This is a genomic window from Rhizobium sp. Rhizsp42, from assembly GCF_047304155.1.
GTDB lineage: Bacteria > Pseudomonadota > Alphaproteobacteria > Rhizobiales > Rhizobiaceae > Rhizobium.
In genome coordinates, this window is the sequence record NZ_JBGLYS010000014.1 from 21,146 (window position 1) to 47,014 (window position 25,869).

Genomic DNA, 25,869 nt, shown 5'->3' on the forward strand with positions numbered 1-25,869 from the left:
TCACCCCATCGCTCTTAGTCCGCCCTGGGCTGACGACTGGCCCAATACGACGTGTATTTTGGGCCTTTGGAATCGGGCGGCGACGGGGGCTCGTGAATCAAAACAGGCACCGGCGCGGGAAGGTCTGGCCCGACGATTATGGCTTCGCCAGGCGCGAGAGTCGGGATAAACAGAGCGGCGTTGCGATCAAGATCGCCGCAGGCTTTCTCGACCGCACTGCGATCTTCTTCGTTGGTCAGGCGATGCACAACCAGTGTGCCAAGTTGGCTGAGAACATCGGCCGGAATATCGCGGGGGCGCTGTGTGGCAAGGATCGTGGTCAGTCCGTATTTGCGCCCTTCTTTGGCGATAAGCCCAAACGCTTCAAGTTTCACGCTGGCATATTCGTCGCCAATGGTTCGCCCCAGGAATTGATGGGCCTCATCCAGCAGCGTGATCATCGGCTTGTCGCGAAAGGTGTTCTGCCGGGCGCGGGCCAAGAGAAAGCGCCCGATGACATTCATAAGGATTTCGCGCGAGTTGTGCTCGAACCGGACGTTTTTAAATGAAATGCGGAGTATATCCCGGTCTTCTGAGGCGAAAAACGATTCCAGAACCGCGACCAAGGACTGTCCGCCCTTGCCGAATAGGCATTCAAGCTCAGGGGAATGGATCAACGTGCGCATGCGCGCGATCAGGCTTTCGCAGTAGCCTACTGCTTGTTCATGGACGTTACCCCAGTGGCTCGGGTTGTCCCAATTCGTCGGCTGAACGCATTCCTGCTGCACCTGATCGGGAAGATTTTCGATGTCGAACTGGCAAAGCGGGCTGTGAATGACGTCGCTGTGAAGTTCCAAAGCTTTCAGAAACGGGCGGCGGTCCTTTTGCCTTTTCGTGAGCAGCTTCTTTTCATAGATCGCCACGCCTTCAAGCTGTCCCCCACTTTTCTTGACAAGCTTCAGACTCTTGATCGCTTCGCGGAGTTTAGGCCCCTGGCTTTGTCCCGATGGGCGAAACAGGGCGAACAGGTCGTCTTCCGTCATGAACTGGTAGGGGAAATGGACCTGCTGGCTGCCGGCTTCTTCGTTGTCGAAGGCATAGTGCGCCGATATGGCGGGGATCTCTGCAAATTCACCGGTGGGATCGAAGAGAATACATTTACCGCCAGCGGCTTTGATCTGCTGGAGGATGGTGGCTAAGGTCCAGCTCTTGCCGCCGCCCGTCGCGCCGAATACGCCGCAGTGGCGGCCGAAGAGCTTTTCAGGCGGCAGGCGCAAATGCACGCCGCTGCCCGCATCGAGCGTGCCGATGTCGAGGGCGCTCGCGCCGCTCGCCACCAGTGAATTTGCCATCAGTTCGCCGAACATGGATGGATCAGCCAGGTAGACAGCATCGCCGACGCGAGGATGGTGGCGGATGCCGCGCATGAGTTTGTTCTGTCGCTGATCTACCGAGGCCAGCAGTTGCACCCTGCCGACCGGGTGAGGTTCGGGCTGCGTGCCCAGAGTCGGCTCGACAGTCAGTCGCTCTGCGTCGGGTAGTTTGACTTCGACCAATCTTCCAAGGAGCTTGACCAGCTCGCAGTCCACGAACACGAAGTCGCCGACTGCGCCGCGCGCAAGGGCACGGCGCTCCGGCCGGGCGGTGGCGTAAGGCAAGTTCACTTGCACCGTTGACGCCGTCACGACAGAAATCGTGCCGACGTAGCGATCCGGATCAACAAGGCTGTGTTTGATCACGACTGTACCCCATCGCCGAAGCCCCGCGCGACTTGCATACGGTCAAGATGGCGTTCGCGTTCTGTCTGGGCGACGAGATCGGGTATGGCGAGGGCCAAGTCCTCAAAGCGGCCGCTGAGCAGCGTGATACGCTGGTCGCCAATCCGCGCCAGGTGTTTGAACCTTTCGAAATAGCCGCTGGCATGCTCGCGCACCGGGCTTTCCACGGCGATCGTATGATCGCCTTTCTCCAAGACATCGTCTCTGAGAAAGGCCACATCACACACGATCAGCTTGAGGCTCATATTGGCCTCCAGCGCGGCCATCACTGGCTTGCTCAGGTGGTCATCATTGAAGCCGAAGCCGGAGACAATGAGGGCGGTATCGGGTTCGCGCAGCGAGCTTTGAAACGCGCCCATCATGTCGAGATAAGGCGGCTCGAACGCTTCCTGGTATTTGCTGTCGCGCGGAAAGATCAGTAGCGGCGGCTCAGAACCCTCTGCCCGCACAATGTCGGCACCGCGACGCTTCCAGTCGATAGAGCCGTGTAGTTTGTAGAGATGGAAGACGTTCTCGATATAATCAGGCCCCTCCTTGGCATTCTCGCGGCGGACGATGTCGTGCGAGAAATGGCCGCGATCGTAGATTTGCGGCATCGCATGGGAAAAGCCATCAATGATGGTGAAACGCTGCGCCCGTGCCGCGTATTCAAAGCACAGATCGTAATTGGTCGTGAAAAACTTTGCGCGCGGTTTACGGACACCGCGTCGTGCGATCTTGCGGATGATCGCGCCGTGCGCCTTGATGTCCGTATCGTTGCTGACGAAGCTGACGCGCTTGGAGATCGCCTTTTCGGCGGTTTCAATGAAGGTCTGAATTTTCTTACTGCTCTCATTGTTGAAGAGCTCGACGTAGATTTTGCATTGAGTCAGCAGTTTTTCGATGTTGGTGTCGGTCGCTTTGGCCTTGGGAATGAGATCGATGACTTCCTGGAAGGTCTCCTTCGTGGCGGCGGCTTCGACGGCGGTCCAGAGGTCACTCATGCCGGGCGCAGTAGGTGCGCCCTGTGCGGGATTTTTTGCACAGAATGATGCGCCGGCCCCGGTCAGGACCATCAGGTTCGAGGCGTTCATCGCCACGCTCAAAGCGAGATCAATATCGCGGTTCGCGCCGAAGCTGAGAGTCTTGCCATCGCCGTCGACTTGATCGGCGAACTGAACCCAGCCCTTGACTGGATTGAACAGGCGCATGTTATCGGCAGATGCCAGCAAGACGTCCCAGTATCCCAATGAATGTCCCCTCCCATACGACACGCGCTATCCCGTCATCAGAGCATTGCCGCAGACTACACGTCAAAATACATCGTGTAAGCATGTGCTGATAGTTTTGCGGGATTTCCCGGTCGAGAGACGTTGATATTTTTCTATGATCGGTACGCAGGTTAAGAGAACAAAGTCATGCCGAAACAGCGTATGCTCAGAGCGGATGCGCTCGGTTGCCATATAGTATAATCGTCCACCGCGTCGTCGCGACCGTACCGGCTGAGATTTGGGGGTTGATACGCCGAACAGTGACCTGGACCGCAGGTCGTGGGTTCGATTCCATTCAAGGCGTATGATGCGGAGTGGGTCCAAATTGAAAGCGGTCGCAAACAGTGATGACGTGCTGAAATTCTGCATCTCCCGGCGCACTCGTTCAGCCAAGTGGCCAAGCGGCAGTCAAGAGTTGATCGCCCCACTGTGCATTGAGTCGCGATACAGTGCACGATAACGCGCGGGTGATTGGCCAACGGCGCGGCGGAAGCTGGCGGCAAACGCGCTATCAGACCCATAGCCGAGCGATTGTGCAATCCGTGGCAGTGGCTCGTTGCCACGCCGCAGCCGGGCGGCGGCAAGCCGCATCCTCCAGTTCGCGAGATAGTCGATCGGCGATGCTCCGACGGTGGCGCGAAATCTTTCGGCAAATCCGGAGCGGGACTGGCCGGCAAGTGACGCCAGCGCCTCTACCGTCCAGCGGCGCGATGGATCGGCGTGGATGGCCCGCAGTGCTGGCGCCAGACGGGCATCCGCAAGGCCGGCGAGCCAGCCGGGATGCTGGGCTGTCTGGCGTGCCATGTAAGCACGTAGTACATGGATAAACACCAGCCGCAGCAGGTCGTTGCAGGCGACGCGGGCGCCCGGTGCTGCGCTGTTCCACTCCAGGTCCAACTGTTCGAGCAGCCAGCCAATCGGTCCGGCCTCTTCGTGCTCAATCACTACAATTGGCGGCAGGGCGTCGGTGAGGAGTGAGCCATCGACCGTATCGAGGTTGACGCTGCCGCCGAGGAGCACGAAATCCCGACCATCGCCCACTGAGACATCGAGATTGCCCCCAGCGAATACCTCTGCCGCCGCTATCGGCTTCGCGTTGGGATCGCTGCAAAGCGTAAACGCCTTGCCGCTGACCACAAGACAGTCGCCGGCTTCAATGCGCAAGGGTGCGTCTCCCTCCGAGATCAGCCAGGCGACGCCTTCACGGACTGCATTGAACTTGAGGTAGCCCGGTGGTGGAAAAGCAACAGACCACGCGCCTCCGGCTGCAAAACGCACGGAGAACAGCGCGCGCGCATCGATGGAACTAAGCACGTCGGACAGGGGATCCTGGATGTTTTGGACGATCACGACAGAAATCCGGATCCTGCAGGCTGGGGGCTCCGAGAAACTACCCGATATAGGGGACGGACACCAGAGTCACAAATGAAGGAGTAACAACATGTCCGAACAGAAACCTATTGGATCACGTTTCAGCGCATCCAGCACGGCACGCGAGGTTACCGAGGGTATTGACCTTTCCGGCAAGACGGCGATTGTCACGGGCGGCTATTCCGGTCTCGGCGTCGAGACGACGCGGGCGCTCGCTGGTGCCGGCGCTCGTGTCATCGTACCGGCTCGCAATCGCGAAAAGGCCGAACGCACACTTGCCGGTATCGACAATGTTGTTATCGAAGCAATGGATCTTGCGGATCCCGCATCGGTTGCCGCCTTTGTTGACAGGATCGTTGCGGCGGGCATGCCGATCTCAATCCTGGTCAACAGCGCCGGCATCATGGCGACGCCGCTTGCCCGGGATCAGGCTGGGCACGAGAGCCAGTTTGCCACCAATCATCTCGGCCATTTCCGGTTGGTTGCAGGCCTGTGGCCTGCGCTGGTCAAGGCTGGCAACGCGCGGGTGGTCTCTGTGTCATCGCGCGGCCATCAAATCGGTCCAGTCGATTTCGACGACATTGATTTCAAGGCTCGCCCTTATGACAAGTGGCAGGCCTATGGTCAGGCGAAGACGGCAAATGCATTGTTCGCGCTGGAACTTGATCGCCGCGGAGCCGCGCTTGGCGTGCGGGCATTTTCGTTGCACCCCGGCGTCATCCTGACCGACCTCGCCCGCCATCTCAGCGAAGACGAGATCAATTCCTTTGATGTCTATGACGAGAATGGTAATCGCCGGGTCGATCCATCCCGCGATCTCAAGACCCCGGAACAAGGGGCAGCAACAAGCGTCTGGGCAGCAACGCGGCCCGAACTCGACGGTGTCGGCGGCGTTTACTGCGAAGATTGCGAAGTCGCCCTGCCGCAGACGGAGACGGATGGGACCAGAGGTGTGGCGCCTTGGGCCATGGATCCACAGGCTGCTGAACGGCTCTGGCTACTTTCTGAGCATTTGACCGGCCTGTCAGTGGGTGATCGTCGAGGCTGAGCGCATATCGGCACACGAGTGATTTGCGGTGTTGTCAGGCAGGCCTTCGGGCAGTTGAACGCCTGCTACATCGTGGTCAGTCGGTTTCATGCAGGGTTAAATCAGCCGCTCACCTTCATAAACACTCTGAAGTGTTCGATCCGGATAATGCCGTCCGTGTCTGAGAGATGGCGAGCGGGATGATCGCATCTGCAGGTCGAAACACCCTGTCGGACCTCGACGGCCCGGCAGGGAGGTGCCTATGCGGTGCACTGCTAACGCGATCACGCCTTGGCTGCAACCGGAAGCCGGAATGGGGCCCCGAGACGATTGAACGCGTTCATCGCGGCGATCGTGATCGTCAGATCGACGAGGTCCTTCGGTTCGAAAGCTGCGGCTGCGGCGGCATAGGCCTCGTCCGAGGCGTGGGTCTGGCTGACATTTGTGACCTCTTCAGCCCAGGCCAGTGCTGCTCGTTCCTGGTCGCTAAACAGGTGAGGCACCTCATCCCAGACAGGAACAAGCGTGATCTTATCGACGGACATCGTCTTGCGCAGATCGCGACTATGCATGTCGATGCAATGGGCGCAGCCGTTGATCTGCGACACGCGCAGGAAGACGAGATGAATCAACTCTTCTGGCAGGTTCGTTTTCTTGGTGACGTAGTGATGGACGCCGAAGAGCGCCTTTGCGCCGTCGGGGGCGACTTCGGACCAATTCATACGGGACATCTGGTTTTCCTTTCTCGTGGACACGGTTCTCCGTTCGCCGGAGAAGCCGTCGTTGCTTGTGCTAGGTGAGGGGGTAGGTCTGGTAGGTAGCGCTATGGCTTTCGCGGTGTCGTCAAGGCGGTGTCATCGGTATCGACGACGAAGACGGCAAGCAGCTTCGCCGGCTCGGTCTTGCTGGCGTTGGCGCTGACGTCGTGGCGGTCGCCCGGCAGCTCGGTGAAGTTCTGCCCGGCGATGAAGGTCTTCGTCTCGCCACCGTTCACGGCGCTTAGGATGGCGCCTTCGAGAACCGTCGCATAGATCAAGGCGGATTTTGCATGCGTATGAGCGGAACTGTAGCCGCCGGGGCCGTACTCGACGAGGACGCCCTTCACGCTCTTGCCGGGAACGTCCGGGAGGGATGCTCGTAAACCAGCGTCACCTTCGCGTCCTTCGTGTCATATGCAAGTCCAGGCTTGGCGACGTCATGAGCGGAAGCTGTGGCCAGAGAGACCGCAAGGGCTAAAGCGGCATGGAGGATGGTCTTCATGATTGTTTCCCTCCTATGTTCTGAGCCACTCGGCGATCGTGATCGCACCCTTGATGTAGTCTCCGCCGGGAACCAGCGAGCCGGCGACAACGGAAGCGCCGAAGTAGTCGACGGCGGCGTCGGCGTTGACCGGACGAGCGTCGCTCTTGGCATCGAGATAGGTCCGGATGAAGGATTCGAACAGTGCCCGTTCGGGCCCGGCAAGATCGACGGATGCGTTCTTCGGCTCCCCGAGCGCGGCTTCCACCAAAGCGGCGGCGACGTCGTCGGCCGCGATCGGCTGGAAGTCTGTATCCGGCACTTTGACCGCGCCGTCGGCCGAGTACGCGCCCACCAGCGTCTCCGTGAATTCGTGGAACTGTGTCGCCCGAACGACCGTGAAGGCCTGGCCCGAGGTCGCGACGGCCTCCTCCTGCGCCAGCTTGCCTGCCATGTAAGGATTGGCGGCGAGCTGATCGGCATTCACGATCGACAGAACAACGTGGTGGCGCACGCCTGCGGCCTTTTCTGCGCTCGTTAGATTGCGGCTCGACGTTCCAAAGAATTCGGTAATGACGGCTTTGTCGAAGGACATCATGTTCGACACGTCGATGACGGCGTCCGCTCCTGCGAGGGCTTCTTCCAGTCCTTCTCCCGTATAGGCATTAATCCCGTTGCGAGAGCTTGCGACGACGGCCTCGTGGCCGGCGTTCTGCAGCAGCTTCACTGCCTTCGAGCCGATCAGGCCCGTGCCGCCCATGACGACGACCTTCTTCATCTTACTCATGTTGCGTTCTCCTATGACGAGGCACGATTGCCCGTCTTGCGTTCGTGGAGTTCGAGGAAGGCGCATCCGCGCGCGGCGATCCCGCCGTCGTCGTCTGCACCAAGGTCCGCCAGAAGGTCCGCGACGGACACCTTGGCGAGTTCTGCGCGATAGGCCTTCTCGGCCTTCAGCATCGCGGCGTTGATCTGGCAGGGTTTGGTGAAGTAGCGCTGCGGCAGAGGGTTTGGCCCCCGCTGCCGGATCTCGGCGCAGCGGAAAGCTGGCGCCGGTCCTTCAACGGCGAGGACGATGTCGAGCAGGCTGATGTTCTTCGGCGCCTTTGCCAGCCGGTAGCCGCCCTTCGGTCCCGGCGTCGTCGCGACGATCCCCGCACCGGACAGCGCCTGCAGATGCTTCAAAAGATAGCTTGTCGAAACGCCGTGCAGTTCGGCGAGTGCCGCAGCCGACAGTACGCCGTCTTCCGATAACCCCGCAAGGAATGCCGTGCAGTGAATGGCCTGCTCCACGCCTTCGCTTAGTTTCATCTTGCATCTCCTAATCATGGATACAAAATATCTACGATATAAGAAGTTGTCAATTCCCGATCACGTGGTCCGCTCGAAATTCCGAATATGAGATCGGTACGGGTCTCGACGGCCGGGTGCCTGGCCATAGTCAGGAGGCTCGGGCTTTCCCCGTCAACGGCGGAAGACATTCTACCAGCGCCCGGGGGGCATCGCTGCCGCATGGTGGGAAAACTTATTATTGACCGATCTGTCCATAATTGCTATGTCGTTCGCATGGCCAGACCGAGAGAATTCGACCGAGACGCAGCGTTAGAGAAAGCACTCAGGGTTTTCTGGGCGAAGGGATTTGCCGCGACCTCTACCGATGATCTGCGTGAGGCGATGGGCATCGGCAGACAAAGCCTCTACGGCGCCTTCGGCGATAAGCGTACACTTTACCTGGAGGCGCTGGATACCTATCAGCAGCGGACAAACACTGGCCACGTCAAGAGGCTAAGCGCCCCGGCATCGCCTATACGGGGCATCGAGGATCTGCTTGTCGGTCTTGTGTCGGAAGACGATTGCGAGCGAACACTGGGATGCATGGGGGTGGGATCCGTCGGCGAGTTTGGTGTGACCGACCCCGAACTCAATGCGCGCCGCGGCGATGCAAGTGCTTCACTCGGTCGACGTATATTTGAGAGAGTGTCGGAGGGCCAGCGTTCGGGAGAAATCAATCCGGCTCTCGACGCTAAAGAAACTGCTTCATTCATTCAGATGACGATGACCGGCCTGCAAGTGGCTGCGCGCGGCGGCGCAAACGCTTCTGATCTGAAGGCGATGGCACGTTTTGCAACGCAGCGCCTAAAGCCTTAACGCGGCCTCCACAGATGGAGGAATTTTATTTGCCTAATTATGGACTGATCTGTCAAGAAAGGAAAATCCCATGACAATCGAAGAACGCAAGACCGCCCTCGTGTTTGGAGGTGCCCGTGGCATCGGCGCCGCTGCAGTCGAAAGACTTGCAAAAGACGGGTACGATGTCGCCTTCACATATGTTTCGCGACCGGACAGCGCACAGGCGCTGGTTGCCGAAACCGAGAAGAGCGGGCGCCGCGCCTTGGCCATCCAAGCCGACAGCGCAGATGCTGACGCCATTCGTGGGGCGGTGGCAAAGACGGTCGATGTCTTCGGACTGATCGACGCTGTCGTCGTCAATGCAGGAATTTTGCGCCTCAACACAGTGGATGCGGTTAGTCTCGAAGAACTGGATCTGATGATCGACATCAATATTCGGGGCGTTTTCCTGTCCATCCAGTCCGCAGTGCCCCACATGAAGGATGGCGGCCGCATTATCACGATCGGGTCGAACACGGCAGAACGGACCGGAATGGCGGGCGCAAGCGTCTACCAGTTCTCCAAGGCTGCGGTCGCCGCGATGGTGAAAGGCTTGGCACTTGATCTCGCTCCGCGGCGCATCACCGTCAACAACATCCAGCCAGGTCCGACGGACACGGACATGAACGCCGGTGCCATTGAGATGTTGTCTGACCGCAGCCCGTTGAAGCGTGTTGCCGATCCCAAGGAGATTGCCGGAATGGTGTCCTATCTCACAGGTCCCGACACTTCCTTCATGACCGGTTCGAGCCTGACGATCGACGGGGGCTGGACGCTATAAAGTCAACGCTCCAGGGACAGGGCCGCTCGCAGCGGCCCTGTCAACCACTCCCGTATCATTCCTCCTGCAAGAGTCTGCTGGGCAAAACGTACCGGCAGGTAATCTTTGGTTTATCGCAATGCAATTCGCCAGTTCCACTTAGTCCAGGAGGGCATCGATCATTTGTCCCTCATCATGGTAGAGGATACCGTAAAAACATACGCTGCGGCTCGTGCCTTGGTCGATTACATCAATCGCGCCCCGACGCGGCTTCCTGAGGCCGGATAAACATGTGGCTCTTCATCGCGCGCATCCATCGGCTTGCCTTGTCAGTGAAGATCGAATTCCTCATCACGTGCCGGGATATCGCTCGTCTTGATCACCGCAGCAGCCCGTCGAGGTCGAAATCGTCCCAGCCCTGCAGGCTCGAGGCGGGATCTTGGGTGCCGTCGTCGGGCTTTTTCGCCTGCTTCTTCTTTGTCGACAGCCGCGTGACTTTCCTCTGATACGCCGCCTTCGCTCTCTTCTCCGCCTTCGCCTCAGCATCCTCAACCCGCCACTCGTCGATGACACCACGATCAAGGAGATCCTCGACAGCCTTCGGATCGAAGACATGGAAAGTGATTTGGCGGGCGCGTCCTGCGAGTCTGACGGTTCTCGTCCCGGCGCTCCGAAGACGACCGTCCCCAAGCCAGCGATGCCGCTCGCTCGTTTTCATTCCGAGGATGTCCTGGATCTCACGCGGGATGACGGGGAGGGACGGCGCTTCTTCCACCGCCTCGGAGACGCCCGATACCGCGGCATTGAAGGCGGGCTTCTCATCTGCTGGCATCGCCAAAACCAAGTCGACACCTTTAAGTGAGATCGCTTTTTTGGAGCTTGCCGGAAGGCGTGCCCGGATCTCCTGAAGAAGACCTTTTGCGCGGACGGATGACCCCATGGTGACCGCCGCCGACAAGGTCCACGTCTTGATCAGTTCGATGTCGTTCTTCTCGCGTTTTGCCATGCCACCTAGATGGTGCGATCGATAACGGCGGTCAATGAAGCCGATCTCGGTGCAAAGCGATGCAGGGAGCGCCGCAGCGCTCCCTGCTGTATTCATCTGGAAGGCTGAAGGATGGCTTGAGCCCTGATTTTCTCAAGCGCGCGGGCGATAGGGTTTCCGTCGCCAACCCTAAGCTTGGGTCCTCGGCGTTTACGAATTTCCACCACGAAGTTTTTGACAGAACGCTTCTTCATGGCGAGCCCTTCAAGCCACCTGGCGTTCCGCTTCAATCTGCAACGGCGCCGTCTGTCCGGCCGACGTGCCGATCGCAATCTTGCGTGGCTTCATGGCTTCGGGGATCTCACGCTTCAACAGAATGCGCAGAAGGCCGTTCACCAGCGAAGCATCTTCCACCTTCACATGATCCGCCAGTTCGAAGCGACGCTCGAACGAGCGACCGGCGATCCCGCGATGCAGGTATTCGCCATCCTTGGCTTCGGCCTTCTGGCCTTTCACGACAAGGACATTGCGTTCCTGCGTGATGTCGAGATCGGAATCGCCAAAGCCTGCGACTGCCATTTCGATCCGGTAGTCGTTTTCAGTTGTCTTGACGATGTCATAGGGTGGCCACGTGTCGATCGCCTGCAGGCGCTGCGCGTTGTTCAAGAGATTGAACACGCGGTCGAAGCCGACGCTGGAGCGATAGAGCGGCGCAAAATCAAGATCGTTTTTCATAACCAAATCCTCCGTAAAGCGAGATGGAATGAAGACGCGGAAACTCGCGTCCCCGGTTCTGCCAGCCCCTGTCGGCGACTGACGAAAATGATCTGGTTTCGAGAAAATCGAGCTTCAAGAGGGTGCTCCAAAAAAATTCTTAGAGCTCAAGGTAAGTCGTTCGCTGTCATCGGATGCGATGACAGCTTGGGCGAAATGATGCGAGCTTTTGATGCGGGCCCGCGCGCCGGGGGCTGTCGGTCCCGGTTTCCGACATATGCCGTCGCTATGCTAAACCTCCTGCGGCAACCCTTTAACCGGTCTTGCGAGAGGCGAACTGCCTTCGCGGATCCCGCTCCGGCTGGTATGCCCTTAACCGGCGCGGTGCGCCGCAAGCGCGTCGAGGCGGCCGGGTGGCCGGAGCACGCTTGCGGCGATTTCCTTCCAGAATGGTGCGTCAGCAACCTGGCGATCAAGAATATGATGCACGGCAATCGTATCCGACGTCATCGGCCGTCCGGGATTGACCAGCAGTGCTCCACGCTCCTCGGTAACACGCCACATGCCGTCGTCACCCAGAACTACATCCTGCCAACCTATTTCGCAGACGTCGTTCGGGCCATTGCCGCCGGTCTCAAGATCGATGACGCGAACTCTGGGTGAATGGCTTTCGGAAATCCTGATCGATCCTCTCGTTGTTCTCGGCTACAAAGCCAGATCGAGCTGCGGTTGTTCCTCGTCATGTCCTGTCTGATCGTTGGTCAGTGAGGAGAGCGTCACGCCAAGCAGGCGGACCGGGCGCTTGAACGGATAGACGGTGGCAAGCAGCGTCGATGCCGCCTCCATGATCTCGGCAATGCCCGTGACAGGAAACGTGCCCGTCCTGCTTCGTGTCGCCTGTGTGAAGTCCGAATACTTGATTTTCACGGTTACCGTCTTGCCGCTGATCGATTTTGCCTGACAATACGACCAGACTTTCTCCGCTAACGGTTTTAGCTCGGTGGTGGCGAGAGCGAGATCGTCGATGTCGTCGACAAACGTATCCTCCGCGCCCACCGACTTCCGGATCCGGTCGGGCCGGACAGGACGCTCATCTATGCCGCGAGCGATGCCATAAAAGTAAGGCCCGGATTTGCCGAAGTTCTCGGTCAGGAACTCCAGCGATTTCGTTTTCAGGTCGGCTCCTGTTTCGATGCCGAGGCGATGCATCTTCTCGGCGGTGGCTGGACCGACACCGTGAAACTTCTTGACCGCCAGCCCTTCAACGAAATCCGGCCCGTTCTTCGGAGTGATGACAGCCTGGCCGTTCGGCTTGTTGAGGTCCGACGCCATCTTGGCCAGGAACTTGTTATAGGAAATACCAGCCGATGCATTGAGACCGGTGACGGCCTTGATCTTCGCACGGATCTCCAGCGCGATCTCGGTGGCGATTGGCATCTCTTTGAGATTTTCCGTCACGTCGAGATAGGCTTCGTCAAGCGACAGCGGTTCGATCAGCGGCGTATATTCTGCGAAAATATCTCGGATCTGTTGCGAGACAGCCCGATAGACTTCGAACCGCGGCTTCACAAAAATCAGCTCCGGGCACTTGCGAGCCGCCGTCACCGAGGGCATCGCCGACCGAACACCAAACTCGCGTGCTTCGTAGCTTGCCGCAGCAACCACACCACGAGCAGCAGCCCCGCCGACAGCGAGAGGCTTGCCGCGCAGCTCCGGATTGTCGCGCTGTTCGACCGACGCGTAGAAAGCATCCATGTCGACATGGATGATCTTGCGGGCTTGTGGTGCGGCCGTGACGTTCATGGGGGGTCGTTCAACGCAGGTGAAAACAAAGAGAGAACATAGCAGACGGGCGGGACGAATCCAACCCGATGAGGTGGAGTTTTCGATCTCGACCGAAACCACGAGACCCGACCGACGTTTGGTACGCGATGACTAAAACGCAGGGAGAACCTCATGTCTGATGACAGCACCACAACCATCCGCGCGACGTTCAAGACCCGCGAGGCCGCGGACCTTGCGATTGAACATCTTGTGCAGCAGCATGGGATTTCCCGGTCGGACATTTTCGTGCAGCCGGTCGCTTCTGAAAACTCTGCGGGATACGCACCGTCAGGCGGCGACGTCGGAAACAATGACGATGCGCGGACCGATGCACCTTTGGAAGGTGAAATCGAGGTGTCGGCCGACATTGCGGCCTCGAAGATTGCCGCCGTCCAGCGCAGCTTCGGCGATCTGGATGCGATGCGGGTTTCGGGACGTCGACCAAGCGGGTTAGGCTCTTAGGCCAGACGAGGCCTTACACGGCGGCAGTTAAGCTGCCCCATCTAAACAGTCTGCTGTCCTTTGCATGGAACTACGTTGACTCGTGCCCAACAAGTTGAAGACTGCCGGCGAAGAAGGCAACTTCGATCGATGCTCACACGTCCACCGCGATGGCTAGTTGAACTCAGGTGAGGCACGGCCGGTTCGGTCGTAGCTACAAATAGTCGGTGCTTTTGCAGAAAGAGATCACCAGCTGTCCCGGACGCGACAGACTGCATTAGCATGATCGCTGTTCGTCGGAGGCGGCCTATGGAGGCGTCCCAATCCCGCTCTTGATGGATGGCTTCCTGGTCCGGCCCCGGATCTCCGTCGATCAACCCACTGACGGGGTCCGCTAGCAAGCTGCGGCCGCTTCGGCTTTGCCTTCGCGGTGATCGCGACTGGTCCCGGACACTGACGGGAGCCATCGAGCGGGAATGGCCCGCTCCAAAGATGGAGCCTCAGATGAACACCGATCTTTCTCTTGCGCAGAACCACGCCTTCCAGCTTTCCCGCACCCTCATGGTTCCGGTCACACTCTTCAGGTCGGGCGACGAGTTCGGCGTTCTTCCGAGCGACGAACTCGATGACGAAGACGATCTGGAGATCGTGCATGAATATGAGCCGTGGTGACTTATGGTCACCTCAGGCTCGATCGCCCTGCTTTGCAGCGCATTTCCGAGTTCCAGCTCTACATAATCGGCTCGCTGAGCTTTCGATCCTCAGCGTCAGGCATCGGAGCGAAGGCAACCTTGCAATCGCAACTCAGCAAAGGAGAACGCGATTGCCGACCCCACTCCACCTCCGTCTTCGAACCGAAGACCCCGATAATATTCTTTCGCCGCTCGCTCGAATGGTCCACGATCAATGCGAGCGCCGAAATTTAGACGTCAGGCGCAGGCGCAAATATACCGCGGTCGTTCTGCACTTTGGCTATTGGCTAGCCGACCGTGGTGTCGCTATGGACAGCTTTACCACTGACCACGTCGAAAGCTTCCTGGCGGATCACGCAACAGGATGCTCATGCTCATGCATATGGAGAATGCGCACGGAGGTGGAGGCCATGCGTCGCGCCTTGAACCTCGCCGTCAAAATGAGGGCGCTGCGTCTTATCCCGCCGATGAACCTCACAGCTATCGATCGTGAAGTCCAAGCGTTTGACACAATGCTCGAGAAGGTCTGGGGTTTCTCCGCAGGGACCCGCCGCAAACATCGCGATATGGTCCGGAGGCTTCTGGTCGGGTGTGTGAGAGATGGCCGTGTCGATATGGCCGACCTCACGTCCTCGCACATTCGCAAGTTCGTTCTCGCAGGTCGCGAATGGAAGCCTGCCACCATTCGCAACTATGCGGTATCGATCAGATGCTATCTCCGATATCGCACGCTCCTGGGCGACGATGTCCGTCAGCTGAAGAAAGCCATCCCAGCGCCAGCGATGAAAACGCCGGCGAAGCTGCAAACGGGCTTCAGCCCAGCGGAACTGGAGCGATTGCTGGAGGTCTCGGCAGAAATCGGCCGAACCCGGAAGAGAGTTCATGCCATCGTCAGATGCCTCGCAGACCTCGGGATGCGGTCGATCGAGGTAACCCGGTTGACGCTCGATGACATCGATTGGGAGAAAGGCCTGATCTGGGTGCGCTCCAAGTCGCGTCGATCAGATCCCATGCCGCTTCCATTCCCGACCGGTGAAGCGATCGCTGACTACATCCTCCACGAGCGGCAGTCCACCCCGCGCCGTGAGGTCTTCGTCCGGCATGTTGCGCCGTTTGGAGAGCCGATTACGCCGCGCGCGGTCCAGCGATCGGTGTATGCAGTCTACGAGCGGTTGGGCTGGGACTGCACGCGAGTACATATCTTCCGCCACACCATTGCGAGCCGTCTAGTGAACGGCGCCGTGCCTCTGAAGCAGGTCGCGGACATCATGCGGCACAGGAGCGTGGTGACAACCGCGGGCTATGCTCGCGTCGATCAGACCAGGCTGGCGGTCGTCGCTCTACCGTGGCCGGGAGCATGCGCATGACCGGGTCCGCTACGATGTTGTCTCGTGCCGAGGCCTACCTCGCTTATCGCCGAAGCCTTGGCTTCAAGCTCAAAATCTCGGGGAAACAGATCATCGTCTTTGCCCGATATGCCGATGACAGCGGACACGAAGGGGCCCTCTCGTCCGATATCGCGCTTCGCTGGGCAAAGGCCGGTGCGACAGTTGCCGACCCCTTTACCTGGGCCAAACGCCTTGAGGTGTTGAGGCCATTCGCAGCCTTTCTCGCGGCAGAGGACGGCGGAACCACGTTCCCGGCTACCAATCCGTTCGGTCGCACAAAGCGTCGGCTCGCACCGCATATCTTCACGATGGAGGAGATCACGGCGATCATCTTGGAGGCGCACTATATTCGTCGCGTTCAGGCTGCCGGGACGCTTATGATGCCCGCCCTGATCGGCCTGCTGGCCTCGACTGGACTGCGGATATCGGAAGCGCTAGGTGTACAGATCCGAGATCTGGACCTCACGGCTGCGCAGATCTTGGTGCGGGAAGCGAAATATGGTCGCCAGAGACTGGTCGCCCTACATCCCACGACTGTTGTCGCGCTCAAGACCTTCTTCGAGCGACGGAATGCGGTATTTCCATCGAGGCTCGTCGATCCGGTCTTCATGAGTGAGCTATCCGGCAAGAAGCTCAACTACTCGAACGTCTGGCACGCGTGGTTCAGGATAACCCAGAGGCTAGGTATCAGGCCGCGCGGTGGCCACCCGTTCGTGCGCATTCATGATCTACGACACAGCTTCATATGCCGCCGGCTTACCTTATGGCAGCAAAGCGGAACCGAGATCGATGCCGCGATGATGATGCTTTCTACCTATGTTGGTCACGCCAATCTGCTCGATACCTACTGGTATATCGAGAGCGTCCCCGAGCTCATGGCAATTGCCGGCAGGCGTTTCGAAGGTGCCGCCAAGGTTGGAGGTGACTTCAATGGCTGATATCACACCTTCCTTTCCAACACTGCTGCAACGCTTCTTCGTGGATCATCTGCGGCAGCAACGAGCGGTGAGCCCCTGCACGGTCGCGGCCTACCGGGACACGTTCAAGCTCCTGCTGGCCTTCGCTGAAAAGAGGATCGGGAAATCTCCGACAAACATGGCCTTGCATGACCTCAATGCTGATCTGATCCTGGGCTTTCTTGATCACCTCGAGCGTGATCGAGCAAATAGTGTCAGGAGCCGAAATGCACGGCTTTCCGCGATCCGGGTTTTCCTCAAATATGCTGCGCATGAGGATTTGACCGCGCTGGCGGTCATTGAACGCAGTCTCGCCGTCCCGCAGAAACGGCATGACAAGCCAGTGCTCGGATACCTGACCCGATCCGAGGTCGAAGCGGTCATTGAAGCGCCCGATCCCAAAACCTGGGCTGGCCGGCGTGACCGGGCACTGTTTGCATTCCTCTACAACACTGGCGCACGGGTGTCCGAGGCTATCGACCTTCAGGTCGGGAGCGTCATTCTGGAGACTGCCCCGGTCGTCCACCTGCATGGGAAGGGGCGGAAGCGCCGGAGCGTGCCACTCTGGAAGGAAACCGCACGAACGTTGAAGCGATGGATGCAGGATCTTCATGATCGCGGGACGGATGCCTACCTCTTTCCCAACAGTTCAGGTGGGCGCCTATCCCGCTCCAGCGTAAGGCAACGCCTCGACCTGGCCGTCGATGCTGCCGCTAGAAACGTTCCATCTATCAAGGCAAAGGCGATATCGCCGCATACCTTCCGGCACACCACCGCGATGCACCTGCTGCAGTCCGGCGTCGACCTGACCGTGATCGCACTTTGGCTCGGACACGAGGATATCAGCACGACGCATGTCTACATGGAGGCTGACCTTGCGATGAAGGAGGACGCGCTCAGCCGGCTTCAGCCCGTTAACGCGGCAGGCCTTCGATACCGGCCGCCAGACAAGTTGATGCATTTCCTGCAATCGCTTTGAAGTTGCCGCTCCCGGAGTTCCGACCGGGAGCGGTCGGACCTTCGGGACCTAGACTCGGATATAGCGACGCATGCAGTAGAACAGCGTTGCCTCTTCTTCGCTCTCACGAATGTCGATGACCCGCCCGAACAAGATGCGATGGGTCGCCTCATCGACAGCATTGGTTATCTCGCATTCAAAGCTGACCGACGCGTTTGAAAGGACCGGAGCGCCGGTGAGCCCTTCGCTCCAATCGCCAAACCCAAATCGATCCTCGACAGGCGTCCTGCCGCCAAAGACGTTCGCAATGTCTTCTTGATGCGGCTTCAGGGTGTTGACGCAAAAATGCCCGGCACGCTCGAAAGCATGAAAACACGAAATCGCCCGATTGATGCAGACCAGAAGCGTTGGCGGCGTGTCGCTGACGCTACACACCGCCGAGGCCGTAAAACCGTAGCGCTTGTCAGCAGAGCTGGTAGTCACGACGTTAACCGCCGATCCGAGGCGCGACATGCCGCTACGAAAGGAGGATGTATCCGCAGTATCGAAGCGGTGGTTCACCATGTTCATGTCGGCCTCCTGCCTTTGGATCGACTTTAGGCCGAGAGCTCTTTTCGGACGATTTCCGCGCCTGCGGCGAGAGCATTCAGCTTGCCGCGTGCGACCCGCCGGGACAGGGGTGCCATGCCGCAATTGGTGCAAGGGCAAAGCTTGTCGGCATCAACGAATTGAAGCGCCTTTCGCAGTGTCGCGGCAACTTGCTCTGGGGTCTCGATGGTGTCGTTCGCGACGTCGATCGCCCCGACCATCACCTTCTTGCCTCGAACAAGCTCGATGAGATCCATCGGAACATGAGAATTGTGGCACTCCAGCGAGATCATGCCGATGCTGGATTTCTGTAGCTTCGGGAAAGTTCGCTCATATTGCCGCCACTCCGATCCCAGGGTCCTTTTCCAATCGGTGTTGGCCTTGATGCCGTAGCCATAGCAGATATGAACAGCTGTTTCGCACTTCAGTCCTTCGATCGCCTTTTCCAGGGTGGCAACGCCCCAGTCGTTTACCTCGTCGAAGAAGACGTTGAATGCGGGTTCGTCGAACTGGATGATGTCGACGCCGGCAGCCTCCAGCTCCCTGGCTTCCTCGTTGAGGACCTTGGCAAATTCCCAGGCCAGCTTCTCACGGCTCTTGTAATGGGCATCGAAGAGCGTATCGATTATAGTCATGGGACCCGGCAGTGCCCACTTGATGGGTTCCTTGGTCTGCTGGCGCAGAAACTTGGCATCTTCAACGAAGACTGCTTTGGGGCGCGATACGGCACCAACGACCGTCGGCACACTCGCATCGTAGCGATCACGAATCCTGACCGTCTCGCGCTTCTCGAAATCGACGCCATCGAGGTGTTCGATGAAGGTCGTGACGAAGTGCTGACGCGTCTGCTCGCCATCACTGACGATGTCGATTCCTGCCTGCCGCTGATCATCCAAGGACAGACGCAGCGCGTCCCTCTTGCCTTCGACCAATTCCTCGTCTTGCAATTTCCACGGCGACCAGAGTTTCTCAGGCTGTGCGAGCCAAGAGGGTTTCGGCAGGCTGCCAGCGGTCGACGTGGGCAACAGTCTTTTCATTATGGAAAACCTTTTATTTTGGTGTTTCAGGCGGCGTAGTTCGCAGACCACTGCTCAAGAATGGTCTTGTAGGGCTTGATGAAGTGCTCCTCGGCGAACTTCCCCTGCTCGACGGCCAGTCGGCTGCGCTCTTCGCGATCGTAGACAATCCGCGTAAGCGAATAGTCCTGATGCCTTAGACTCGGCTGGTAGCATGCGCCTGCTGCGGAATTGGCGTTGTAGATCTCCGGTCGGTAGATCTTCTGGAATGTCTCCATCGTGCTGATGGTGCTGATCAGCTCGAGATTGGTGTAGTCGCCAAGCAGGTCGCCGAGAAAATAGAAGGCCAGCGGCGCGACGCAGTTCGGCGGCATGAAATAGCGAACCTGCAATCCCATCTTCCTAAAGTATCCATCGGTCGATGAGAATTCATTCTGCAGGTATTCGGCGCCCAACACGGGGTGCTGGTTTTCAGTGCGATGGTAGATCTTACTGCTCGATGCGCTCAAGCAGATGACGGGCGGCTTGCTGAAGTGCGCCTTGTAGGCATCCGAGTTCAGGAAGCATTTGAACAGGTTTCCATGTAAATCGCCGAAATCGTTTGGCGCGCTGAACCCGGCCTTATTCCTGTTGTGCTCCGGCAGCACGACGCTGAAGTCGTAGTCGCGCACATAGGAGGAGAAATTGTTCCCGGCGATGCCCTCGATGCGCTCACCGCTCTTACTATCGACGATGTTCGTCTTCAGGATCTCAATCAACGGGAACGCATCATTGCGGCCTTCGGCACCAATGCTCATCTCAACCGAGATGATGTCGAGTTCGACGGCATAGCGATCACCCTTGGGGTTGTCCCAATGCGCCAGCGCGTTGAAACGATTGTCGATCATCCGCAAGGCGTTGCGCAGGTTTTCCTGGCGATTCTCCCCCCTGGCCAGATTGGCGAAGTTGGTCGTGATCCGCGTGTTCTCCGAGGGACGATAGTCTTCATCGAAAGAAATCTTCGTAATATGGAAGTTGAAATCTGTACTCATCGCGATCGGGCGTCCTAAAGCTCGGGATGGATCCTGAATTGATCGGCGTACAATTCAGGATGCACCGGATTTTTCGTTGCCCTCCTTCTGTCGCAGTCAGGCTGCGCACGCTGGAGGGCGATGCGCGTTTTATGCCTGAGAGATCGATTGGGAAAAATTGGTATTATCTCACGGAAGTATGAGCCGCGTTCATGATTTGGTGGAGAGGCCGGCTCGAAACACTGGCATCCGCAAGCTTATCGCATTCAACGCGTGAAGGCATCGAGACCGCCGCTTCCGCCGCATCCCGTCGAGACATCTTGACGGCTTGGGCGGCATGCGACATTGGTTCGTCATCGTGGTTCTCAGGACGAAGGTCCGGAGCTAAGAGGGAATTCGGTGAGGGCATTCCCGCCTGAAGCCGAAGCTGCCCCCGCAACTGTAAGCGGCGAGCGAAGGTCCATCCATGTCACTGAGGCAAACCTCGGGAAGACGGACCAGAGCAATGACCCGCGAGCCAGGAGACCTGCCGCGATAGATAACGTCCACGGGCGGGGTGTCCCGGAGTGCCGCTTTCGCGATGAGCACTCCCGTGCCGTCGTCTTTGCGTCATACCAGTGCCCGGCCGCAACCTGATGGTAGTGCCGATGACAGTGACTATGACGAGAGCAAGGCCCGCGCAGCAAGGCTTGGTGACCCGCCTTATTGATATCGTCTTTCCCGGAGATACCAATCATCACGGCACCCTCTTCGGTGGCACCGGGCTTGCGCGCATGGATCGCGTTGCCTTTATCGCGGCAACCCGGTTCGGTCGGACACCCTTCGTGACCGCCTCGTGCGAACGGATCGACTTCAAGCAACCCGCGCGCGTCGGGAACATCGTTGAATTTTCCGCGAGGCCCGTCAGGGCCGGACGCCGTTCTCTGACCGTCGAAGTCGAAATGGCGGCGGAGACCATTGTCGGTCGCCAGCGCCACATCTGCACGCGCGGCGTCTTCAACATGGTCGCGATACCGGAGGGGGAGCACGCGCAGAGTTACGCCTTGCCCGAAGTGGTAGCAGCGGACCCCCCTGATACAACGAATGCCATTGCCATGGTCGAGATTGTCTTTCCGGATCAGGCGAACAGCGTCGGCCGGATGTTCGGTGGCGAAGCCATCGCCTACATGACGAAGGCTGCATTCGTCGCTGCGTCGCGCTGCTCCGGCAAGCTGGTGGTTCTGGCTTCATCCGAGCGTATCGATTTCGCAAGGGCGATCGAAGTTGGCGAGATCGTCGAGGCGCAGGCACGGGTCGAGCGCATCGGCCGCACCTCCATGTCCATCGAGACGCAACTCTGGTCAGAAAACCTTCTGACAGGCCAAAGGCATGTCACGGCAACCGGACATTTCACCATGATTGCTGTCGACAGGGAGCATCATCCAATTCCCGTTCGCGATGATGTTTCGACGGATGTCGCTTACGACAACCAAGGGCTATTATAACCATGTTGGACAGGCAACACCTCTCCATCCTTCGCGAAGTCGACCGCCTGGGCAGCTTGACGGCTGCGGCGGAGCGGTTGAACGTCTCCCAGTCAGCTCTCAGCCACACGATCCGAAAACTCGAAGAACGTTATGGCGTGGCCGTATGGGAAAAGGATGGGCGCAATCTCCGGCTAACGGAAGCGGGTCGCTATATCGTGAGGTTGGCGCAGCGCGTTCTGCCGCAGATCGAGAGGGCGGAGGATATCCTGTCGGATTACCGCCACGGCCAGCGAGGCTCGCTCAAGATCGGCATGGAGTGTCATCCCTGCCATCAATGGTTGATGGGCGTCACGAAGCCCTACCTCGTAGAATGGCCGGACGTGGACCTTGAACTGACCACATCATTTGCTTTCGGCGGTGTCGCCGCCCTGACAGGCTACGAAATCGATATCCTGATCACACCGGATCCGATTGAGACCCCAGGCGTCCACTATCTGCCCGTGTTCGACTACGAACTGGTTCTTGCCATTCCCGCCGATTACCCTCTGGCGCTGAAGCCGCATGCGGAACCTGCCGACCTGCTCCATGACACGCTGTTCACCTATCCTGTGCCGCCGGAGCGGCTGGACGTGTTCACGCAATTCCTGGTTCCAGCCAACTGCCGACCGCGTCACCACCGTACTGTCGAGACGACGGAAATGATGCTTCAACTCGTCGCTGCCGGCCGCGGTGTCAGCGCCATTCCCGATTGGCTGGTGCGTCGGGACGCGGCAGTGCTCGGGGTTCGTCCCGTCCGCATCGGTCGGAACGGAATCCAGAAAAGCATCCATCTCGGCCTTAGAAGCGGGGACGAGGCCGTCGATTTTATTTCCGGATTTCTCGCAACGTCGCGGCGGACGTCAGCTTCCTATGTGATTTCTCCTTCCGGATAAGTTCGCCGAGATTGTAATCCCCAATGATTTTCTTGATTCGCAGTCATAGCCGTTGACGAAAATTTCACTACGTCTACTATATATTGTGTTCGAGGTTCTCTCGATTCGTAAGGATCGGAGCTAAGACGGGAATACGGTGCGTAGCGTCCATGTTGGGCGCGCAATGCCGTAGCTGCCCCCGCAACTGTAAGCGGTGAGCATCTGTTCGACAAAGCCACTGAAGTTTCGTGCTTCGGGAAGGCGAGGATGGATGCAACGACCCGCAAGCCAGGAGACCTGCCTCAGAGCGTAACGTCCACGGGCGGGGTGTCCGGTTGGTCGCGTCGATACGCGCAATGTTGGCGCGTGCGCGCAGCCCTTGATCCCCCCAATGAGCAAACTTCGGGGTGAGGTCCATGACTAGTCGTTCAGTTCATCGCAAACGCGAGTAGCGTCGGGCCACGCCGTGTAGGCGCGCTTCCTTACCCATTTCTAATCCTTCGTGCGGTCGTCGGCGGACGACCAGACGGATTCCTATGCCTTTAAAATCATACGAGGACACCATGAGCATCACCGTCTACAGCAAGCCAGCCTGCGTCCAATGCACCGCGACTACCCGCGCCCTCGATCGCCAAGGGGTCGATTACACCATCATCGATGTATCCACCGATAGCGCCGCTTATGAGCTTGTTCAGGGTCTCGGCTACCGGCAGGTGCCTGTTGTCGTTGCCGGCGAGCAGCATTGGGCCGGCTTCCGTCCGGACATGATCAGCGCGCTGGCCTGAGGATCGGCCGATGGGTGAGCTCGTCTATTTCTCCAGCAGATCCGAGAACACCCATCGCTTTGTCGAAAAACTCGGGCTGCCGGCATCGCGCATTCCCGTCAGTGCGGAGCTCATGCTGACCGCGCAACGTCCCTTTGTGCTTGTTGTCCCGACTTATTGCGGCGACGGCGGCAAGGGCGCCGTGCCCAAACAGGTCATCCGCTTCCTCAACAATGCGGACAACCGTTCGAACCTCCGGGGCGTGATCGCCGCGGGCAACAGCAACTTCGGCGAGACCTTCGGGCTTGCCGGCGACATCATATCCAGGAAATGCCAGGTGCCTTACCTCTACAGGTTCGAGCTTCTCGGCACGGATGAGGATGTCGCCAATGTCACACACGGATTGGAACGATTTTGGACACGGCAGTTCTCGAACGCCCCTTGAAGGCGGCAGACACCAAGATAGCCGACGCGACGCTCGACTATCACGCGCTGAACGCTATGCTGAATCTCTATGACGAGGACGGCAGGATTCAGCTCGACAAGGATCGGCAGGCGGCCAAGCAATATTTCCTGCAGCATGTGAACCAGAACACGGTGTTCTTCCACAATCTCCGGGAGAAGCTCGATTACCTCGTGACGGAGGGCTACTACGAGCAGGAGGTGCTGGACCAGTATTCGTTCAACTTCGTCCGCGATCTGTTCGATCGCGCCTATGACAAGAAGTTCCGCTTCCCGACCTTCCTCGGCGCCTTCAAATATTACACCAGCTACACACTGAAGACCTTCGATGGAAAGCGCTATCTGGAGCGCTACGAAGACCGCATCTGCATGGTGGCGTTGGCGCTGGCGCGCGGCAATGAGGGGCTGGCCCGCGATATGGTCGACGAGATCATTTCCGGCCGTTTCCAACCGGCGACGCCGACCTTCCTCAACGCGGGCAAGAAGCAGCGCGGCGAACTCGTCTCCTGCTTCCTGCTCAGGATCGAGGACAACATGGAGAGCATTGCCCGCGGCATCAATTCCGCCCTGCAGCTTTCCAAGCGCGGCGGCGGGGTCGCCCTGTCGCTGACGAACCTGCGCGAGGCCGGCGCGCCGATCAAGCAGATCGAAAACCAGTCGTCGGGCGTCATCCCGGTCATGAAGCTTTTGGAGGATAGCTTCTCGTACGCCAACCAGCTCGGCGCGCGCCAGGGTGCGGGAGCCGTCTACCTCAATGCTCATCACCCCGACATCATGCGCTTTCTCGATACCAAGCGTGAAAATGCCGACGAAAAGATCCGCATCAAGACGCTGTCGCTTGGCGTCGTTGTCCCCGATATCACCTTCGAACTCGCCAAGAATAACGAGGACATGTACCTGTTCTCGCCCTACGACGTCGAACGCGTCTATGGCGTCGCCTTCAGCGAGATCTCGGTCACCGAGAAATACCGCGAGATGGTGGCCGACAGCCGCATCAAGAAAAAAAAGATCAAGGCGCGTGATTTTTTCCAGGTCATCGCCGAGATCCAGTTCGAGAGCGGTTACCCCTATATCATGTTCGAAGACACGGTGAACAAGGCGAACCCGATCGCCGGGCGGATCACCATGAGCAATCTGTGCTCGGAGATCCTGCAGGTCAGCGATGCCAGCACCTATGATGCCGATCTATCCTACGACCACATGGGCAAGGATATCTCCTGCAATCTCGGCTCGCTGAACATCGCTGCGACCATGGATTCGGCTGATTTCGGAAAGACGATCGAGACCTCGATCCGGGCGCTGACGGCCGTTTCCGACATGAGCAATATCACCTCGGTTCCATCGGTCGCCAAGGGCAATGCAGACAGCCACGCGATCGGTCTCGGCCAGATGAACCTGCACGGCTATCTCGCCCGCGAACGCATCTACTACGGCTCCGAAGAGGGCGTCGATTTCACGAACATCTACTTCTACACCGTAACCTATCATGCCATCCGCGCTTCGAACCGGCTCGCGGTCGAGCGTGGCCAGAGCTTCAAGGGTTTCGAGAACTCGAAATACGCCTCAGGCGAATATTTCGACAAATACACCGAAGCCGAATGGACGCCGGCAACCGCGCGCGTCGCCGAACTGTTCGAGACGGCGGGCATCCACATCCCGACGCAGGACGACTGGCTGGAGCTGAAGAAGGCGGTCATGGAAGGCGGCCTTTATAACCAGAACCTGCAGGCCGTGCCACCCACGGGCTCGATCTCCTACATCAACCACTCCACCTCCTCGATCCATCCGATCGTCTCCAAGATCGAAATTCGCAAGGAAGGCAAGATCGGCCGCGTCTACTACCCAGCCGCCTTCATGACCAACGACAATCTCGACTATTACCAGGATGCCTACGAGATCGGCCCGGAGAAGATCATCGACACCTATGCGGCGGCCACCCAGCACGTCGACCAGGGCCTGTCGCTGACGCTGTTCTTCCGCGACACCGCGACGACGCGCGATATCAACAAGGCGCAGATCTATGCGTGGAAGAAGGGCGTCAAGACCATCTACTACATCCGCCTTCGCCAGATGGCGCTGACCGGCACGGAAGTGCAGGGCTGCGTCTCCTGCGCCCTTTGA

At 58.7% G+C, this 25,869-nt stretch carries 26 protein-coding genes, 1 pseudogene and 2 riboswitches; of the genes and pseudogenes, 13 read left to right on the top strand and 14 right to left on the bottom strand.

Annotated features, from left to right (window positions below):
• Positions 1-14: 14 nt before the first annotated feature.
• The 3 genes from ACCD05_RS15145 to ACCD05_RS15155 all read right to left on the bottom strand — a co-directional run bounded on the left by ACCD05_RS15145 (position 15) and on the right by ACCD05_RS15155 (position 4,357).
• Positions 15-1,718: an ATP-binding protein gene (locus ACCD05_RS15145; RefSeq protein ID WP_413393691.1), complete on the bottom strand. Its 1,704-nt coding sequence runs from the start codon at positions 1,716-1,718 to the stop codon at positions 15-17.
• Positions 1,715-2,968, bottom strand: coding sequence for an SIR2 family protein (locus tag ACCD05_RS15150; protein ID WP_413393693.1), 1,254 nt, complete (start codon positions 2,966-2,968; stop codon positions 1,715-1,717). Before ACCD05_RS15150 ends, ACCD05_RS15145 begins: the two co-directional genes overlap by 4 nt.
• Positions 2,969-3,415: 447 nt before the next feature.
• Positions 3,416-4,357, bottom strand: coding sequence for an AraC family transcriptional regulator (locus ACCD05_RS15155; protein WP_413393695.1), 942 nt, complete (start codon positions 4,355-4,357; stop codon positions 3,416-3,418).
• 91 nt (positions 4,358-4,448) lie between these two features.
• Between ACCD05_RS15155 and ACCD05_RS15160 the strand changes: the two genes are divergently transcribed.
• Positions 4,449-5,426: an oxidoreductase gene (locus ACCD05_RS15160; protein WP_413393697.1), complete on the top strand. Its 978-nt coding sequence runs from the start codon at positions 4,449-4,451 to the stop codon at positions 5,424-5,426.
• Between the two features lie 263 nt (positions 5,427-5,689).
• Here ACCD05_RS15160 and ACCD05_RS15165 read toward each other — a convergent pair whose 3' ends face one another.
• The 4 genes and pseudogenes from ACCD05_RS15165 to ACCD05_RS15180 all read right to left on the bottom strand — a co-directional run bounded on the left by ACCD05_RS15165 (position 5,690) and on the right by ACCD05_RS15180 (position 7,955).
• Positions 5,690-6,136 carry a carboxymuconolactone decarboxylase family protein gene (locus ACCD05_RS15165; RefSeq protein ID WP_306161454.1) on the bottom strand — a complete coding sequence of 149 codons (447 nt, stop codon included), beginning with the start codon at positions 6,134-6,136 and terminating at the stop codon, positions 5,690-5,692.
• Between the two features lie 92 nt (positions 6,137-6,228).
• Positions 6,229-6,665: pseudogene (locus ACCD05_RS15170) on the bottom strand (cupin domain-containing protein).
• 13 nt (positions 6,666-6,678) lie between these two features.
• Positions 6,679-7,431 (bottom strand): SDR family oxidoreductase, encoded by a 753-nt coding sequence (locus ACCD05_RS15175; protein ID WP_413393700.1) that lies wholly within the window; start codon positions 7,429-7,431, stop codon positions 6,679-6,681.
• Between the two features lie 11 nt (positions 7,432-7,442).
• A complete protein-coding gene (locus tag ACCD05_RS15180) occupies positions 7,443-7,955 on the bottom strand; it encodes an RrF2 family transcriptional regulator (protein WP_135856668.1) in 513 nt (170 codons plus the stop codon).
• 201 nt (positions 7,956-8,156) lie between these two features.
• On the opposite strand from ACCD05_RS15180, the gene ACCD05_RS15185 reads away from it, so the two are divergent.
• Complete coding sequence (locus tag ACCD05_RS15185; protein WP_413393703.1) at positions 8,157-8,792, top strand: TetR/AcrR family transcriptional regulator; 636 nt, start codon at positions 8,157-8,159, stop codon at positions 8,790-8,792.
• Positions 8,793-8,862: 70 nt separating this feature from the next.
• A complete protein-coding gene (locus ACCD05_RS15190; RefSeq protein WP_413393705.1) occupies positions 8,863-9,594 on the top strand; it encodes an SDR family NAD(P)-dependent oxidoreductase in 732 nt (243 codons plus the stop codon).
• Between the two features lie 358 nt (positions 9,595-9,952).
• On the opposite strand, the gene ACCD05_RS15195 is transcribed toward ACCD05_RS15190, so the two are convergent.
• The 4 genes from ACCD05_RS15195 to dinB form a co-directional block, all read right to left on the bottom strand.
• On the bottom strand, positions 9,953-10,579 hold the full coding sequence (locus ACCD05_RS15195; RefSeq protein ID WP_413393707.1) for a hypothetical protein: 627 nt from the start codon (positions 10,577-10,579) through the stop codon (positions 9,953-9,955).
• Positions 10,580-10,822: 243 nt separating this feature from the next.
• Positions 10,823-11,293, bottom strand: coding sequence for an Hsp20 family protein (locus tag ACCD05_RS15200; RefSeq protein ID WP_413393709.1), 471 nt, complete (start codon positions 11,291-11,293; stop codon positions 10,823-10,825).
• 351 nt (positions 11,294-11,644) lie between these two features.
• Positions 11,645-11,836 carry a hypothetical protein gene (locus ACCD05_RS15205; RefSeq protein WP_413393711.1) on the bottom strand — a complete coding sequence of 64 codons (192 nt, stop codon included), beginning with the start codon at positions 11,834-11,836 and terminating at the stop codon, positions 11,645-11,647.
• 141 nt (positions 11,837-11,977) lie between these two features.
• Entirely contained in the window at positions 11,978-13,075 is a 1,098-nt protein-coding gene (gene dinB, locus ACCD05_RS15210) for a DNA polymerase IV (RefSeq protein ID WP_413393792.1), read from the bottom strand.
• A 153-nt stretch (positions 13,076-13,228) separates the two neighbouring features.
• Here dinB and ACCD05_RS15215 point away from each other — a divergent pair, with 153 nt between their 5' ends.
• The 5 genes from ACCD05_RS15215 to ACCD05_RS15235 all read left to right on the top strand — a co-directional run bounded on the left by ACCD05_RS15215 (position 13,229) and on the right by ACCD05_RS15235 (position 17,552).
• On the top strand, positions 13,229-13,558 hold the full coding sequence (locus tag ACCD05_RS15215; protein WP_413393713.1) for a hypothetical protein: 330 nt from the start codon (positions 13,229-13,231) through the stop codon (positions 13,556-13,558).
• 483 nt (positions 13,559-14,041) lie between these two features.
• On the top strand, positions 14,042-14,209 hold the full coding sequence (locus ACCD05_RS15220; protein WP_265613349.1) for a hypothetical protein: 168 nt from the start codon (positions 14,042-14,044) through the stop codon (positions 14,207-14,209).
• A 430-nt stretch (positions 14,210-14,639) separates the two neighbouring features.
• On the top strand, positions 14,640-15,596 hold the full coding sequence (locus ACCD05_RS15225) for a tyrosine-type recombinase/integrase (protein ID WP_413393715.1): 957 nt from the start codon (positions 14,640-14,642) through the stop codon (positions 15,594-15,596).
• Entirely contained in the window at positions 15,587-16,555 is a 969-nt protein-coding gene (locus ACCD05_RS15230; RefSeq protein ID WP_413393716.1) for a tyrosine-type recombinase/integrase, read from the top strand. Before ACCD05_RS15225 ends, ACCD05_RS15230 begins: the two co-directional genes overlap by 10 nt.
• Positions 16,548-17,552 (top strand): tyrosine-type recombinase/integrase, encoded by a 1,005-nt coding sequence (locus ACCD05_RS15235; protein ID WP_413393718.1) that lies wholly within the window; start codon positions 16,548-16,550, stop codon positions 17,550-17,552. Before ACCD05_RS15230 ends, ACCD05_RS15235 begins: the two co-directional genes overlap by 8 nt.
• A 48-nt stretch (positions 17,553-17,600) precedes the next feature.
• Here the strand turns inward: ACCD05_RS15235 and ACCD05_RS15240 are convergent, their stop codons facing one another.
• From ACCD05_RS15240 to ACCD05_RS15250, 3 genes are read right to left on the bottom strand one after another with little or no spacing between them, the layout of a single operon-like run.
• Positions 17,601-18,101: a flavin reductase gene (locus tag ACCD05_RS15240; RefSeq protein WP_413393719.1), complete on the bottom strand. Its 501-nt coding sequence runs from the start codon at positions 18,099-18,101 to the stop codon at positions 17,601-17,603.
• Positions 18,102-18,127: 26 nt separating this feature from the next.
• Positions 18,128-19,156: a methionine synthase gene (locus ACCD05_RS15245; protein ID WP_413393794.1), complete on the bottom strand. Its 1,029-nt coding sequence runs from the start codon at positions 19,154-19,156 to the stop codon at positions 18,128-18,130.
• Between the two features lie 26 nt (positions 19,157-19,182).
• Complete coding sequence (locus tag ACCD05_RS15250) at positions 19,183-20,166, bottom strand: DUF1852 domain-containing protein (protein WP_413393721.1); 984 nt, start codon at positions 20,164-20,166, stop codon at positions 19,183-19,185.
• A 321-nt stretch (positions 20,167-20,487) separates the two neighbouring features.
• A riboswitch (cobalamin riboswitch) is annotated at positions 20,488-20,694 on the top strand.
• Positions 20,695-20,762: 68 nt separating this feature from the next.
• On the opposite strand from ACCD05_RS15250, the gene ACCD05_RS15255 reads away from it, so the two are divergent.
• The 5 genes from ACCD05_RS15255 to nrdE all read left to right on the top strand — a co-directional run bounded on the left by ACCD05_RS15255 (position 20,763) and on the right by nrdE (position 25,869).
• A complete protein-coding gene (locus ACCD05_RS15255; protein ID WP_413393723.1) occupies positions 20,763-21,629 on the top strand; it encodes an acyl-CoA thioesterase in 867 nt (288 codons plus the stop codon).
• A 2-nt stretch (positions 21,630-21,631) separates the two neighbouring features.
• Positions 21,632-22,543, top strand: coding sequence for a LysR family transcriptional regulator (locus ACCD05_RS15260; protein WP_413393725.1), 912 nt, complete (start codon positions 21,632-21,634; stop codon positions 22,541-22,543).
• A gap of 75 nt (positions 22,544-22,618) precedes the next feature.
• A riboswitch (cobalamin riboswitch) is annotated at positions 22,619-22,842 on the top strand.
• Positions 22,843-23,085: 243 nt separating this feature from the next.
• Positions 23,086-23,307, top strand: coding sequence for a glutaredoxin-like protein NrdH (nrdH, locus tag ACCD05_RS15265; protein WP_413393727.1), 222 nt, complete (start codon positions 23,086-23,088; stop codon positions 23,305-23,307).
• Positions 23,308-23,317: 10 nt separating this feature from the next.
• Positions 23,318-23,731 carry a class Ib ribonucleoside-diphosphate reductase assembly flavoprotein NrdI gene (gene nrdI, locus ACCD05_RS15270; protein ID WP_413393729.1) on the top strand — a complete coding sequence of 138 codons (414 nt, stop codon included), beginning with the start codon at positions 23,318-23,320 and terminating at the stop codon, positions 23,729-23,731.
• Positions 23,701-25,869 (top strand): class 1b ribonucleoside-diphosphate reductase subunit alpha, encoded by a 2,169-nt coding sequence (nrdE, locus tag ACCD05_RS15275; protein ID WP_413393731.1) that lies wholly within the window; start codon positions 23,701-23,703, stop codon positions 25,867-25,869. Before nrdI ends, nrdE begins: the two co-directional genes overlap by 31 nt.

Coding starts and splice junctions, on each gene's coding strand:
- ACCD05_RS15160 (WP_413393697.1), top strand. CDS start 4,449: ATGTCCGAACAGAAACCTATTGGATCACGTTTCAGCGCATCCAGCACG.
- ACCD05_RS15165 (WP_306161454.1), bottom strand. CDS start 6,136: ATGTCCCGTATGAATTGGTCCGAAGTCGCCCCCGACGGCGCAAAGGCG.
- ACCD05_RS15175 (WP_413393700.1), bottom strand. CDS start 7,431: ATGAGTAAGATGAAGAAGGTCGTCGTCATGGGCGGCACGGGCCTGATC.
- ACCD05_RS15180 (WP_135856668.1), bottom strand. CDS start 7,955: ATGAAACTAAGCGAAGGCGTGGAGCAGGCCATTCACTGCACGGCATTC.
- ACCD05_RS15185 (WP_413393703.1), top strand. CDS start 8,157: ATGGTGGGAAAACTTATTATTGACCGATCTGTCCATAATTGCTATGTC.
- ACCD05_RS15190 (WP_413393705.1), top strand. CDS start 8,863: ATGACAATCGAAGAACGCAAGACCGCCCTCGTGTTTGGAGGTGCCCGT.
- ACCD05_RS15195 (WP_413393707.1), bottom strand. CDS start 10,579: ATGGCAAAACGCGAGAAGAACGACATCGAACTGATCAAGACGTGGACC.
- ACCD05_RS15200 (WP_413393709.1), bottom strand. CDS start 11,293: ATGAAAAACGATCTTGATTTTGCGCCGCTCTATCGCTCCAGCGTCGGC.
- ACCD05_RS15205 (WP_413393711.1), bottom strand. CDS start 11,836: ATGTGGCGTGTTACCGAGGAGCGTGGAGCACTGCTGGTCAATCCCGGA.
- dinB (WP_413393792.1), bottom strand. CDS start 13,075: ATGAACGTCACGGCCGCACCACAAGCCCGCAAGATCATCCATGTCGAC.
- ACCD05_RS15215 (WP_413393713.1), top strand. CDS start 13,229: ATGTCTGATGACAGCACCACAACCATCCGCGCGACGTTCAAGACCCGC.
- ACCD05_RS15220 (WP_265613349.1), top strand. CDS start 14,042: ATGAACACCGATCTTTCTCTTGCGCAGAACCACGCCTTCCAGCTTTCC.
- ACCD05_RS15225 (WP_413393715.1), top strand. CDS start 14,640: ATGCGTCGCGCCTTGAACCTCGCCGTCAAAATGAGGGCGCTGCGTCTT.
- ACCD05_RS15230 (WP_413393716.1), top strand. CDS start 15,587: ATGCGCATGACCGGGTCCGCTACGATGTTGTCTCGTGCCGAGGCCTAC.
- ACCD05_RS15235 (WP_413393718.1), top strand. CDS start 16,548: ATGGCTGATATCACACCTTCCTTTCCAACACTGCTGCAACGCTTCTTC.
- ACCD05_RS15240 (WP_413393719.1), bottom strand. CDS start 18,101: ATGAACATGGTGAACCACCGCTTCGATACTGCGGATACATCCTCCTTT.
- ACCD05_RS15245 (WP_413393794.1), bottom strand. CDS start 19,156: ATGAAAAGACTGTTGCCCACGTCGACCGCTGGCAGCCTGCCGAAACCC.
- ACCD05_RS15250 (WP_413393721.1), bottom strand. CDS start 20,166: ATGAGTACAGATTTCAACTTCCATATTACGAAGATTTCTTTCGATGAA.
- ACCD05_RS15260 (WP_413393725.1), top strand. CDS start 21,632: ATGTTGGACAGGCAACACCTCTCCATCCTTCGCGAAGTCGACCGCCTG.
- nrdH (WP_413393727.1), top strand. CDS start 23,086: ATGAGCATCACCGTCTACAGCAAGCCAGCCTGCGTCCAATGCACCGCG.
- nrdI (WP_413393729.1), top strand. CDS start 23,318: ATGGGTGAGCTCGTCTATTTCTCCAGCAGATCCGAGAACACCCATCGC.